At 52.8% G+C, this 11,731-nt stretch carries 14 protein-coding genes; 6 read left to right on the forward strand and 8 right to left on the reverse strand.

Translation table 11 applies throughout. The features are described from left to right. The 6 genes from BUB13_RS18185 to BUB13_RS18210 form a co-directional block, all read right to left on the reverse strand. The coding region (locus BUB13_RS18185; RefSeq protein ID WP_072909505.1) for a helix-turn-helix domain-containing protein at positions 1-275 on the reverse strand (275 nt) is incomplete at its 3' end. Positions 276-419: 144 nt separating this feature from the next. Beyond that, positions 420-1,208 carry a C-GCAxxG-C-C family protein gene (locus BUB13_RS18190; protein WP_072910180.1) on the reverse strand — a complete coding sequence of 263 codons (789 nt, stop codon included), beginning with the start codon at positions 1,206-1,208 and terminating at the stop codon, positions 420-422. A 148-nt stretch (positions 1,209-1,356) separates the two neighbouring features. Then, positions 1,357-1,962 (reverse strand): TetR/AcrR family transcriptional regulator, encoded by a 606-nt coding sequence (locus BUB13_RS18195; RefSeq protein WP_072910181.1) that lies wholly within the window; start codon positions 1,960-1,962, stop codon positions 1,357-1,359. After that, positions 1,962-2,603: a DUF2959 domain-containing protein gene (locus tag BUB13_RS18200; RefSeq protein ID WP_072910182.1), complete on the reverse strand. Its 642-nt coding sequence runs from the start codon at positions 2,601-2,603 to the stop codon at positions 1,962-1,964. Before BUB13_RS18200 ends, BUB13_RS18195 begins: the two co-directional genes overlap by 1 nt. Before the next feature lie 66 nt (positions 2,604-2,669). Further along, a complete protein-coding gene (locus tag BUB13_RS18205) occupies positions 2,670-3,347 on the reverse strand; it encodes a uracil-DNA glycosylase (RefSeq protein WP_072910183.1) in 678 nt (225 codons plus the stop codon). Then, a complete protein-coding gene (locus BUB13_RS18210) occupies positions 3,340-3,636 on the reverse strand; it encodes a DUF2288 domain-containing protein (protein ID WP_072910184.1) in 297 nt (98 codons plus the stop codon). The genes BUB13_RS18205 and BUB13_RS18210 overlap by 8 nt, the downstream gene beginning before the upstream one ends. A 175-nt stretch (positions 3,637-3,811) precedes the next feature. On the opposite strand from BUB13_RS18210, the gene BUB13_RS18215 reads away from it, so the two are divergent. Further along, positions 3,812-5,335 carry a DUF342 domain-containing protein gene (locus BUB13_RS18215; protein ID WP_072910185.1) on the forward strand — a complete coding sequence of 508 codons (1,524 nt, stop codon included), beginning with the start codon at positions 3,812-3,814 and terminating at the stop codon, positions 5,333-5,335. Between the two features lie 15 nt (positions 5,336-5,350). Continuing rightward, positions 5,351-5,809: a ferritin family protein gene (locus tag BUB13_RS18220; protein ID WP_072910186.1), complete on the forward strand. Its 459-nt coding sequence runs from the start codon at positions 5,351-5,353 to the stop codon at positions 5,807-5,809. A 77-nt stretch (positions 5,810-5,886) separates the two neighbouring features. Here BUB13_RS18220 and hemG read toward each other — a convergent pair whose 3' ends face one another. Then, positions 5,887-7,296, reverse strand: coding sequence for a protoporphyrinogen oxidase (gene hemG, locus BUB13_RS18225; protein ID WP_072910187.1), 1,410 nt, complete (start codon positions 7,294-7,296; stop codon positions 5,887-5,889). 218 nt (positions 7,297-7,514) lie between these two features. On the opposite strand from hemG, the gene BUB13_RS18230 reads away from it, so the two are divergent. The 4 genes from BUB13_RS18230 (at position 7,515) to ccsB (ending at position 11,373) form a co-directional block, all read left to right on the forward strand. Continuing rightward, positions 7,515-8,393 (forward strand): DnaJ C-terminal domain-containing protein, encoded by an 879-nt coding sequence (locus tag BUB13_RS18230; protein WP_072910188.1) that lies wholly within the window; start codon positions 7,515-7,517, stop codon positions 8,391-8,393. Between the two features lie 167 nt (positions 8,394-8,560). Continuing rightward, a complete protein-coding gene (locus BUB13_RS18235; RefSeq protein ID WP_072910189.1) occupies positions 8,561-9,010 on the forward strand; it encodes a hypothetical protein in 450 nt (149 codons plus the stop codon). Between the two features lie 105 nt (positions 9,011-9,115). Beyond that, positions 9,116-10,504, forward strand: coding sequence for a cytochrome c biogenesis protein ResB (gene resB / locus BUB13_RS18240; RefSeq protein WP_072910190.1), 1,389 nt, complete (start codon positions 9,116-9,118; stop codon positions 10,502-10,504). A gap of 5 nt (positions 10,505-10,509) precedes the next feature. After that, complete coding sequence (gene ccsB / locus BUB13_RS18245) at positions 10,510-11,373, forward strand: c-type cytochrome biogenesis protein CcsB (protein WP_072910191.1); 864 nt, start codon at positions 10,510-10,512, stop codon at positions 11,371-11,373. A 47-nt stretch (positions 11,374-11,420) separates the two neighbouring features. Here ccsB and BUB13_RS18250 read toward each other — a convergent pair. After that, positions 11,421-11,731: integrase core domain-containing protein (locus BUB13_RS18250; RefSeq protein ID WP_139249434.1), on the reverse strand; the 311-nt coding region annotated here is incomplete at its 5' end.

Here is an 11,731-nt window from a genome sequence, read left to right on the forward strand (position 1 = left end):
GCAAGTTCGCGCTCAAGTCGCTTGATTTTCTGGGCGGGAGTCTCTTTGTCTTTGGGTGATTGGGGCATAACGTGCCTCACAGGCTGGGTCCAGTCCATCTTTCCATGCTTTCTCAACCATGTTAGCACGGTTGAACGCCCCTGAATGCCATAGATCTTCTGAGCTTGCTTGTAGCTCATGTCGCCTTTTTCTACGGCATCAACCACCTTCAACTTAAAGCCCATGGTGTAATCACGCTGAGTACGTCTCTTTCGCTGTCTGTCTGACTTGTCCATCATAAGCCTCCAAGGTGTAAACTTATTTCAGGACGGGACATGCAAAAATAAAAGGCCATCCCACTGCGGGATGGCCTTTTATTTTCAGCTCTGGAAAACCGAAGGAGTCTCGGTTCCCATGATTTTGCTTGTCACTTTTCTCTTTTACTTGCCGTGATCCGGCTCAACATCATGACACTGGGTGCAATCCATCTTGGTGTTGGTATTCTCCAGCATGCCGCCCTTGCCATGGCAGCTACGGCATTCCTGAACAGCCGCAGGAATCGCATACTGGGGCTTGAAGCTTCCAGCCAGCTGCGCATTCAGCAGCTCCGCGGTTTTGCGAGCGGTATCAGCAACCAGGCGGCAGCAGCGGTCACCCCGCTCCGGGGTGAAGAATTTGTGACCGGACTCATTGCACCACTTGGTAGTCGAGACGTGACAAAGCGGAGATCCCGATACAGTCGAAATGATTTTGAAGTTCGGATTTTTAGGCTTTACCGGCTGATAAACTGGCAAACTGCTTTGCGAATACCAGTTATAAACCTCATCGATCAAAGGCACAGGGTCCTTCGACACCAGGTACATGGTCGCAGCCGCACCATTAACAGCACCACAGAGGGTCCCCCAGTGCATAACGCCAGCAGCGCCATAGCGGAACATATCGACAGGGAAGGATTTCCAGGGACCGCCGACTTTTTCTGCCAGCATTTCTGCGATAGGAGCGATAACCCCGTACATGCAATGACCTTCGTAGGTCGCCCAGTAGGCTCGTTCAGCCACCTCATCAAGGTCGAGTTTGGCATATTCATACGGGAACCCGGCTTTCAAGTTCGGCTTTGCCGAAGCCATTGCCTCGCCATTTAACAGGGGCGAAAAGAAACCAGCTCCAATCATCCCGGCAACACCGGCTGCGCCACCCATTTTTGCTAACATCTCTCTGCGTGTCTGCATTTTCCTTCTCCTCGAATTCGTGGAATAACGTGCCGGCATGGCACAAGAATGAATGTTCATTCTTGTGCCAAATTAGCAACCACTCTAATTTATCGCAACCATTCTAATTCGATTTTGTCAAGCCAATGATTTCACAGGAGAAAAGGTGTCAGGCCTTAATGGCGGCCCAGGCATTGCTGATCAATTCTTCGGCGCGATCACTCAGAGAAACGTTGATAACGCCCTGGATACGCAGCTCTGCCGCACGGATGATGACTCCGGTATAGGAAACCGCGGAAACAAGGTAATCACCATCCCGCAACTCACCATTTTTGATTCCTTCAGCAACAATTTGCTGCACTTTGCGGAAAGGCTCGGTGGAACAGATAGGGAAACTTTCTGAAAGGAATTCACCATGCTTCATGAACAGCATGTACTCCATCAGTTCAGGTTCTTCCTCGGTAATCTCGATCACCAGTTCAGCGAAACAACGCAGCTGATCATAGGTGCTGGTCAGGTTTTGCAGCCGCGCACTGAAGCGCTGCTGAAAAGAATTCAACGTTTCGGTGTGGATGTATGCCGCAAGGCCTTCTTTGTTGGTGAAGTGATTATAGATCGTACCGGTGCTGACCCCAGACGCTTTGACAATCTGCGGAATCGAAACGTTGTGATATCCCTTTTCGACAAATAGGCTCCGGGCCACACGAACGATCTGGTTCATCTTACCATCGGGATCAATTTTTCGGACTTTTGCAGCCCCTGCTCTGACAGCCATTACTGATTCGCCTTCAACGTGTTGATAAACTGATCTGCTTCCTTGATCGAAGCTTCCATTTCCCGGATCAAACGCGATACGTCGGTTTCGATACTTCCCAACTCGGCCTGCAGTGAAGAAATGGCTCTTGCATTCAGGTTATGTTTGAGGAAAAGGACCTGATCACGAAGCGGGTTGAGAACCGGGTCAATCTTGGTCTCGGCTTTTTTCATGGCACCAATCAGCTTGTAATACTGGCTGCGGGTCTGTTTCAGTTGATTCTCACTGCTGCGGCGCATGCTGGCGCTTGAGTACTGGTCCAATTCATCTTCCCATTCATTGAACAGAGCTTCAGCGACATCTTCTACAGCGGCAATCCGCTCACGAACATCTTCTGCCTGTTTTTCGCTGTCTTCCAATACCCATTTCAGGTCATTGTACTTGGTCTCCAGCTCCCCTCCGTCAAAAGCCAGCACCGATTTGAACTGCTCCAGCGCCGAGGAGAACTGCTCCTTGGTCTCCATCTGGCTGTCACGCGCCGCTTCAACACGGTCAACCAGAATATCACGCTTATGGATGCCGATCTTTTCCATGGCACCGTAGTAAGCAGTACTACAACCGGCCAAAAGAAACAGGAGAACAAACAGCAGACGTTTCATCATCAATCACTCCTCAACGGAAATTAAATTTCAACACTGTGCAAAGAATAGCTCGCGCGAGGCCGTTGATCAAGTTCTGCTGAGCAGATCAAGCATCTGAAGGCGAAATTTGCCAGCTCCTCCATTAGCCGGATGCCTGACCTTGGTGGCAGGAATCTGCAACTGCTGAAGCTGAGAAAAGGACTTTTCACCAACCGCGACAACCTGCTCGAACTTGCCCAGCTCCAGCATCTGATGCAGCATGCGATGACCACTGAGAAGTTCTTCATCGGTCGGAGTACGGTTGCTGAGCAAGCCTTTTTTGAGGTGATAAGGGTGCCATGGGAAAGCGTTCCAGAGAACGACGGAGCGAGGGTCGATACCCTGATCAACAAGAAAGCCCCAGACGATAGTTGCAGTCGGCTCGGTAAAGCCGTTCGGCCGTAAATCGGGCCGGCTGGTTCGCTGCGGCTCAAGATCATTAAATACCAACTCCGGCCCCAAACTTTTGTGCTTCAAGCCGCCCAGCAACAAACGCTCCGATGTCATCGGGATTCCGCTGAAATGCCCACCCTGATAACCGATCGCTTCAGCCAGCAATAGGGTTTTCGCGCGGCCGATACGTTCGCGCAGGTAGTGCAGCAACTGCCTCCGCCTTGTTTCCGCTCCCTGCTGATCGAGATCGTGCTGCGGATCGCTTTCCCCCCAGGGATTGAAAACTGCTTCAGCGCGATAATCACTCAACGCAGCAGTAAAGTTTTCAGGCATGGCTGACCGGCTGAACCAGAATGAAAGGCTGAACAATCAACACCCGAAATGGTTTCTCCAGTTCAGATTCCCAGGCTTCGGCTTGTTCTGCTGTCGGTTTCACCAGCTGACCTGCTGTGATCCAACCTTCGACCTGTGGCTTATTATCCTCGGCCACCGCCAGGGCGACAGTCACAAGATCGAGGTCATCAGCCACAATGATAATCGCGTCGCGCTGCAAATGAATGCGTAAATCTTTCCAGGGCACTTCGGCCAGATCAGTTTTCAGACGATCAAGCAACTCTGACATTGTTTCCTCCTCTATGAAGCTTGCAGGAGAATAGCGGGAGCAACGGCCGAGGTCAATGATTAGAAAAATACAACCATATGTGAAAAAACTAAAGATTTCACTTTGTCGGGCCGATAAAACTGTTATCTTTAGCAAAAAGATAGTCAATACTTTCTATTAAAAGAGGCTCAGCCCAATGGCGTCCCAGTCAGAGAAGAATGTTGAAATCGGCACAAAAGTCATCAGCGAAATCAACGATGATGCTTATGACCTGCGCGTAGAATCGCATAGAAGTCAGCTCGAGTGCCGACTCAGTATCACTGTAAAGGACACGGAAAACAGCATTGCCCCTGCCGAATTGATCAACCTTCTGAAAATGCTTGATATCTCCGAGAGCGTCGATTTGGAACAACTGGCCATTTTCTGCACCGAGGCCGCCAACGGGTCAGACCCGCAAAGCTTCCTCATCGCGACCGGCACAGAGCCAACCGTCGGCAAAGATGGTTACTTCGAGCTGTTCGTCGATACGGGTGAGGACGAAATCGAGCTTCAGGAAGACGAATCGGGTCGAGTCGATTTTAAAAACATTCAGACCTTTACTAACGTCGAACCCGATCAGTTGCTCGGCACCATCTATCCACCAGAACCAGGCACACCCGGCAAGACGATCACCGGCTTAGCGATCCCGGCGGTTGAAGGACGCCCGGCCAAACTGAGAGCAGGTGATGGGGTCGAGTTGCGCAACGGCGGCACCGAAGTCTACGCCACCAAGCAGGGACGGGTTTCCATGGAAAGAGAGATCCTTTCCGTGGTGGAAGAGTTTGTCGTCAGCGGCGACGTCGATCTGAAAATCGGCCACATCAACTTTAACGGCTTTGTCGATATCAAAGGTGATGTGCTGGACGATTTCAATATCAAATCGACCAAAGGGATCAACGTCAACGGTTCGGTCGGCGCCTGTATTCTCGAATCGGACGGGCCGATCACCGTTGGTTCCATGGCTGGACTCGGTCTCGGTAAGATTATCGCGAAAGGGGATGTCAAGGCGCGCTACATCAACCAGGTCACCATCGAATGCTGGGGCAATGTCTTCATCGAGAATGAAGTCAGGAACTCGACCGTGAAAGCAACCGGTGTGGTCAGCGTTGCCAAAGGACTCATCACAGGTGGACGGACCGTTGCCCTGGAAGGGGTTGAAGCGAAGCTGTTCGGCTCGAAATCGGGCATCAAGACGCAAATAACCTCGGGAGTGTTCTTCCCGGAGGAGGACCGGCTCGGCTTCCTGCGGACCCGCCTGAAGAGCATCGCCTACCAGCTGAAAAAGATCGAAACCAGCCTGCCCGCCCTGCAGCGCAAACCGCTTGACCAGATGCGACCTGCACTTCGGGAAGCGATTGAGTTGCGCATGAAAATCCTCGGTGATCGCCAAGTCGGCATAACCAGTGAGCAGGAAGAACTCTCAAAAGAACTGGCCGCCTTCCAGAGCGACGATCACCCGACCGCCAATGCAAAAATAAATGCCTTGACTTCAATTAAGGAAGGGGTTGTTATCAGCCTCGGCGAAACAAACTTTGAAGTGAAGCAGGAGATAAACGGTCCGGTCAGTATCATTGAGAACAGCCAGGCAGAGGGTATCCGTCAGCTGACCATGTCGCCGTTGAAAATAAGCGCCGAGAACCTGGAAGACGACGCTCTTCAGGACGCTGCCAACGGCTCCTGACTCAGGACCCCGACAATGCACGACGAAGAATTGAAACAAGCACTGCTGAAGATGTTGCAGGCAGAGCTGGCAGCAATGCACTATTACCAGCATGCCAGCCAGTTCCTCAAAGACAACGGCGCCATCTACCATTTCAATGTTCTCGCCCAGGAAGAGCTGGAGCACGCGCGCACCTTCTACTCGGTCTACCCGGACGAAGACATCGCCTCATTCGATGAGCTGTCGCAATCTCTGTCAACAAAAGACGCCCTTCTGAATACCGTAGATCCCCAACTGCTCGGTCGACTGAACGAGCGCACAGCACTGAAACTTGCGATGAAGATGGAAGAGGAAGTCGCCAGAAGTTTACAGCGGATGTTGAATGATGTCAGCTCTCCGGCCGCGCGCACGGTGATCAAAGAGAATATCGATTCGACCCTCGGTCACCTGGAAGTGATCAAAGAGGATTACCAGCGAATATTTGCGGAAGAATAGCGAAACGAAGCAGGTAAAAATAAAAAACGGGGCTGTCCGCAAGGGGCAGCCCCGTTTTTTTGTCGCAAAAGAAACTGTCAGGTCCGATTCTGCAGTTCCGTAATGACCTTCTGGGCCGTCAGGTTTGAAGCATTGACACAATCATTCAGGCCGACACCGGCGAAAGCATTGCCGGTCAGGAAAAGGCCCGACTCGTTTTGCAGCGCTGACTCGATCGCCTCAACCCGGGCGGCGTGACCGCGGGTGTACTGTGGGATAGCGTTCGGGTGACGGAAAATACGAACGAATTCTGGCTTGGCGGAGATCCCCATGATCTGCCAGAGATCATCTTTGGTCTTTTTGATGACCTCCTCATCCGAAAAATCGATGGCTCCCATATTGGTCGCTCCTCCCATCATCGAACGCAGCAGCACATGGCCTTCCGGCGCCCGGTTAGGGAAGATGCTTGAATCCCACAACGTGCCGAGAGTACTGCGCCCTTCCGCTTTCGGGATCAAGTAGCCGAAACCGTTCAGGTCGTGACTGATGCGCTCGCGCTCGTAGCCGAAACAGATCACGTTCATGGTGGCATAGGGGATATCCTGCAGCAGCCCGGCAGCCTTGCCATTCATCCGATCAAGCATCTTGGCCACAGCATAAGCGGGAACCGCGCTGACCAGAATCTCCGCCTCGATCTTTTCACCATTTTCCAGCGTCAGCAGGTAGCCATCCTTTTTTGATTCCACTTCGACCACGCCGTTACCGAGCTTGACGTCTCCTTTCAAACCCTCACCAACGCCATCAGTGAGTTGCTGAATCCCCTCCTGGAAAGAGGTCAGAATCCCACCGGGGCCAGCAGCACTGGCAACCGCTTTACCCTCCTTTATCTCCTGCTTTTTCTTTTTGGCCAGCTTGATCATCGCCTTGATCAAACCACCATACTCCTGCTCCAGCTCATAAATCCGCTTGAAGCAGCTCTTCAGGCTCATTGTTTCCGGGTCGCCGGCAAAGATACCTGAAACCATTGGGGCAATCAGCTTATTTAACGCTTCATTGCCGAGACGCCGACGCCCGAATTCGGCCAAGGTTTCGTCACTCGGATCGGTCCGTTTCGGGATCAACGGCTCACAGGCCAGGCGCAGCTTGCCCGGCCAGGAGATCAGGTTCGATTTGAGAAAAGAAGGGCCATTTTCGGGTAAACGGTGAAGCACAGTTTCCGAATAAATAAAGCGCTTGCGCGCGTTGTCGTCGGAGCGCATCAACTGTTCACTGATACCGAGGGATTCACACAATTCCAGCGTCATCGGCTTGTTGTCGAGGAAACCGTTCGGTCCCCACTCACAGAGGTAGCCCTCTTCGCGACGCGACCAGATTTTGCCGCCGGTGCGCTCCTGCTTTTCCACAACCAGGGTATCTACGTCCAGTCCGGCCTGTGCCGCCAGCTGCTCGACCGCGTAAGCGGTAGCCAAGCCGGAGATACCGGCACCGATGATCACAACACGACTCATATCAACTCCAGGAAAAAGATAGTTAAAGTCTCACTAATCTTGCGAGATACTACTCTGTAAACATGGGCTGGTCAAGCGAGCGACAGGCAAAATTTCCCGCAGCTTCTGCTTGACGCTACGGCGCACGCTTCATATATTCTACGCTTGAAATTATACCTGTCGCTGAGAATGGTTTATGCTTATTCCCTGCTTCAGGTTTGACAAGGAGTAACAGTTTCATGGCACAGGATTATTATACAACTCTCGGTGTCGACAAAACAGCCGATGCCGCAACAATAAAAAAAGCCTACCGCAAGCTGGCACAGAAGTACCATCCGGACCGCAATCCGAACGACAAAGCCGCTGAGGAAAAATTCAAACAGATCACTGAAGCCTACGCCGTCCTTTCCGACCCGGAAAAGCGACGCCAGTACGATCAGTTCGGCTCCAGCGGATTTCATCAGCGCTACAGCCAGGAAGATATCTTCCGCAACATGGATTTCGGTGACATCTTTGGCGGATTTGGCGGTGGCGACGATTTGTTCAGCCAGCTTTTCGGTGGTGGAGGTCGCACCCGCGGCCCCAGTCGGCGGGTGGCCAAAGGGCAAGACTTCTCGATGCAGATAAGCATCCCGTTCCGCTTGTCGATTCAAGGCGGGGAGCGGCGCATCGATTACCGTAGCGAAGGCCGGGTCGAACAGATCAAGGTGCGTATCCCTGCCGGGATCGAGTCTGGCTCGAAGCTGAGAGTCGCCGGCAAAGGTGGCCCAAGCCCGGCAGGTGGCCCAAGTGGCGACCTTTTCCTGCAGATTGAAGTTGAACCGGACCCGCTCTTCAGCCGCGAGGGCAACGACCTGCTGGTACGGGTTGAGATCCCCTATAGCGGCATCTGCCTCGGCACCAGTGCAGAAGTCCCCACCCTCGACAAACCGAAGCGGATTAAAGTTCCCGCCGGAATACAACCAGGACAGAAGATCCGCTTGCGGGGATTTGGCGTACCAGGATCAGGCAGAAGACCAACTGGAGACCTCTTTGCCGTCATCCAGGTTGCAGTCCCGAAATCACTCAACGAGCCACAGCAACAACTGATCGAGCAATTAAAGGAACTGGGTCTATAACCAAAAACTCTGTAATATCAAAAGACTCAGCAACACAGAAAAGAATTCACCGCTAACTGAGAAAACAAAAAAATCCCCAGCACGTGCAACAGGCATTTCGCTTGCAGGAAATCCCTGTTGCACGTTATAGTGCCGTTTCTTATCCCGAGGAAATACAGGCAATATTAATGAACGAACGCACGCAGATGACAAACATTCTCATGCTTTCGGTTCTGTTCGGCATCCTGCTGATCAGCGGTAGCCTGCAATGCGCCTTCGATTGCCTGACCCGTAATGACGGCCTCCACACCGGCCCATCGCTCTCCTTCAGTGAACGGATCGACAGCTGTCACTTGTCGATTAACCACACCGCTCCGACGGTCAGCTGCCTGAACAAGGCCTGCCACCAGCGAATGCCCTACCAACGCGACCTCGGTAGCCCGGAGATGTCTCAGCTGGTCTCCCAGGCCCAGCCGATCAGCGGCACCAGTCGCCAGCCGAGCCCGAGCTTCCGTGCCGGTAGTGCCATCATCGTCACCATCGCGGAACAGCATCCGCAACTGCGCATGCTGAGCACCGCTCCCGAATCACAACGACAAAATCTCACCAGTATCCGCACCACGGTGCTGCTCTGTTAGCTAAGCCTGTTTTCGTTGGTTGACCCCGGTCGGCCTCGCCGACTATAGTTACCAAATTCGTCACCTTTACCACGGAAGGCGAACTGAAGACAGGAGACATCCGTTTTGTCTGAGAAACAAACAAACACAAGCTTAACAGATCGCATCTGGGACTTTTTCTGTTCTCTGAAACTGACCATTATCATCCTGCTGCTGCTGGCGCTCACCTCGGTCATCGGCACACTGATCCAGCAGAACGCTCCGGCAGAGGAGTATATCCGCGAGTACGGCCAGGCTAACTATGAACTGTTCGTCAAACTACAGTTCATCGACATGTATCACTCCTGGTGGTTTATCGGCCTGCTCGGTCTGTTTAGCATCAATCTGATCTGCTGCTCAATCAAACACTTTCCACGCGTCTGGAAATTCGTTGCTGATCCTCAGCTGGTCGCCAGCCCCGGCACTCTGAAAAACTCAGCGAACCGGGCTGAATATGCTGTAAAAGAAGATGCCGCCCAGGTTTCCCGTCGCCTGAGTGAGCTGCTGAAGAAAGAATACGGCAAAGTCACAGAAACCGAAAAGGACGGCAAAAGCTACCTGTTTGCGCAAAAAGGCATCTATTCGCGCTTCGGTGCTTACGTCACCCACCTGTCGATTCTGATCATCATGGCCGGTGCCATCATCGGCAATCTCTGGGGCTACAAGGCTTACGTCAATATCGTCGAAGGCACCTCGACAGATAAAGTCTGGTCACGCAGCGGCCAGCAGCCGGTCGAACTGGGCTTCACCGTCCGCTGTGATGACTTCGATGTCAGCTACTACCCGAACTCGCGTCGCCCGAAGGACTACACCAGCGACCTGGTGGTCCTGGAAAACGGCAAAGAGGTGCTGAAAAAAACTATCGAGGTCAACGATCCGCTGACCTACAAAGGCATCACCTTCTACCAGTCGAGCTATGGCCCGGCCGGCAATGCTTTTTTCAAAGTCAAAGTCACCGAGAACGCCACCGGCAAGGTGTTAAACCTGGATGCTCGCCAGGGCGAACATGTTAAGCTTCCGAACGGCTACGCTTTCGCCATCTCCAACTTTACCGAAAACGACCGCCAGTTCGGCCCGGCAATGCAACTGAGCGTCAATGCGCCTGACGGCAAACCTGGACGGCCTTTCGTCGTCTGGAAAAACTACCCACAGTTCGACGTCAAACGCGCCGGTATTTTCAGTTTCGAGTTGATCGACTTTCAGGAACCCCAGTACACCGGCCTGCAGGTTGCTAAAGACCCGGGCGTCGAGATCGTCTGGCTCGGCTGCTTCCTGATGATGTTCGGCTCCATGTCTGCGTTTTTCTTCTCGCATAAGCGGGTCTGGGTTTGCCTTGAAACTGAAGCAGGTAAGACCAAAATTCAGCTGGCAGCCAATGCACACCGTAATCAGGCCGGATTTTCTCTTGCCTTTGATGAGTTCAAGCAGAAACTGGACGCGACTATTGAAAACAAATCCCCTGAGAAGGAGGGATAAGAATTATGGATAGCGGAACTCTTTTTAATTTAGTCACAATTGCTTATTTTATCTCCATGGTGCTGTTCTTCGCCTACTTGGCGGCGCGCACTAACAGCGTCGGCCTGGCCGGCAACCTGACCGCCTTGGTCGGTCTTATCCTGCACACCGCTGCCCTTGGCATGCGCTGGTATGAGTCCTATCAGATTCTCGGCGGCGATGGCCGTGCCCCCTTGACCAACCTGTACGAATCTGTGGTTTTCTTCACCTGGTCGATCGTCCTGATCTACCTACTGCTCGACCTGAAATACAAGCAGCGCACCGTCGGTGCCTTCACCATGCCATTCGCTCTGTTCGGCCAGCTCGGCGCGCAGATGTGGCTCAATGACAGTATCGATCCCCTGGTCCCGGCACTGCAGAGCAACTGGCTGACTTACCACGTTATCACCTGCTTTATCGGCTACGCTGCTTTCGCGCTGGCCTGCGGTGTCTCGATTATGTACCTGATGAAGATCGGCAAGGAAGAGTCGTTCGAAGGGGATAAAAGCAAGATGCCCGGGCTGCTGGGCTTCTTCCCACCGACCCGCGTCTTGGACGACATCAACTACCGCGCCATCATGATCGGTTTTCCGATGCTAACCCTCGGTATCGTCACCGGGGCAGCCTGGGCCAACTACGCCTGGGGCACCTACTGGAGCTGGGACCCGAAAGAAACCTGGAGCCTGATCGTCTGGTTCATCTACGCCGCATTCATCCATGCCCGTTTCACTCGTGGCTGGGTCGGACGTCGTGCTGCCTGGTTGTCGATCTTCGGTTTTGCCGCCACCCTGTTTTGCTACCTCGGCGTCAACCTGGTTCTCTCCGGTCTGCATTCTTACGGCGGAGCTTAGAGAAGATGGGATAATGTCACGTCCTAAAATACGTTGACAGTTTTTTCCTAAGCCACCTCCCCCATGGAGGTGGCTTTCTTATGTACTTCTTCCGGTGTTTGCATATTCAAACTAAGGTGTGGCCGTAAGCGGTTGTAAATAGCGACCGATTCTCGAACCAACCCTTTCAGCTCTTGCAAATTACGGCATTTGTGGAGCAGAAACTCTTGCTTCAATATGCCGTTCACTCTCTCTGCCAAAGCATTCTGATAACAATCGTAACCATCTGTCATTGATGGCGTTATGCCATGACGCTTCAGTTCTTGCTGATAGACCCCTGAGCAATACTGTAAGCCTCGATCGGAATGGTGCAGCAACG

This window comes from Malonomonas rubra DSM 5091 (genome assembly GCF_900142125.1).
Classification (GTDB): domain Bacteria; phylum Desulfobacterota; class Desulfuromonadia; order Desulfuromonadales; family Geopsychrobacteraceae; genus Malonomonas; species Malonomonas rubra.

Coding starts and splice junctions, on each gene's coding strand:
- BUB13_RS18200 (WP_072910182.1), bottom strand. CDS start 2,603: ATGATGAAACGTCTGCTGTTTGTTCTCCTGTTTCTTTTGGCCGGTTGT.
- ccsB (WP_072910191.1), top strand. CDS start 10,510: ATGGATAGCGGAACTCTTTTTAATTTAGTCACAATTGCTTATTTTATC.
- BUB13_RS18220 (WP_072910186.1), top strand. CDS start 5,351: ATGCACGACGAAGAATTGAAACAAGCACTGCTGAAGATGTTGCAGGCA.
- BUB13_RS18215 (WP_072910185.1), top strand. CDS start 3,812: ATGGCGTCCCAGTCAGAGAAGAATGTTGAAATCGGCACAAAAGTCATC.
- BUB13_RS18195 (WP_072910181.1), bottom strand. CDS start 1,962: ATGGCTGTCAGAGCAGGGGCTGCAAAAGTCCGAAAAATTGATCCCGAT.
- BUB13_RS18210 (WP_072910184.1), bottom strand. CDS start 3,636: ATGTCAGAGTTGCTTGATCGTCTGAAAACTGATCTGGCCGAAGTGCCC.
- BUB13_RS18205 (WP_072910183.1), bottom strand. CDS start 3,347: ATGCCTGAAAACTTTACTGCTGCGTTGAGTGATTATCGCGCTGAAGCA.
- BUB13_RS18235 (WP_072910189.1), top strand. CDS start 8,561: ATGAACGAACGCACGCAGATGACAAACATTCTCATGCTTTCGGTTCTG.
- BUB13_RS18190 (WP_072910180.1), bottom strand. CDS start 1,208: ATGCAGACACGCAGAGAGATGTTAGCAAAAATGGGTGGCGCAGCCGGT.
- BUB13_RS18230 (WP_072910188.1), top strand. CDS start 7,515: ATGGCACAGGATTATTATACAACTCTCGGTGTCGACAAAACAGCCGAT.
- hemG (WP_072910187.1), bottom strand. CDS start 7,296: ATGAGTCGTGTTGTGATCATCGGTGCCGGTATCTCCGGCTTGGCTACC.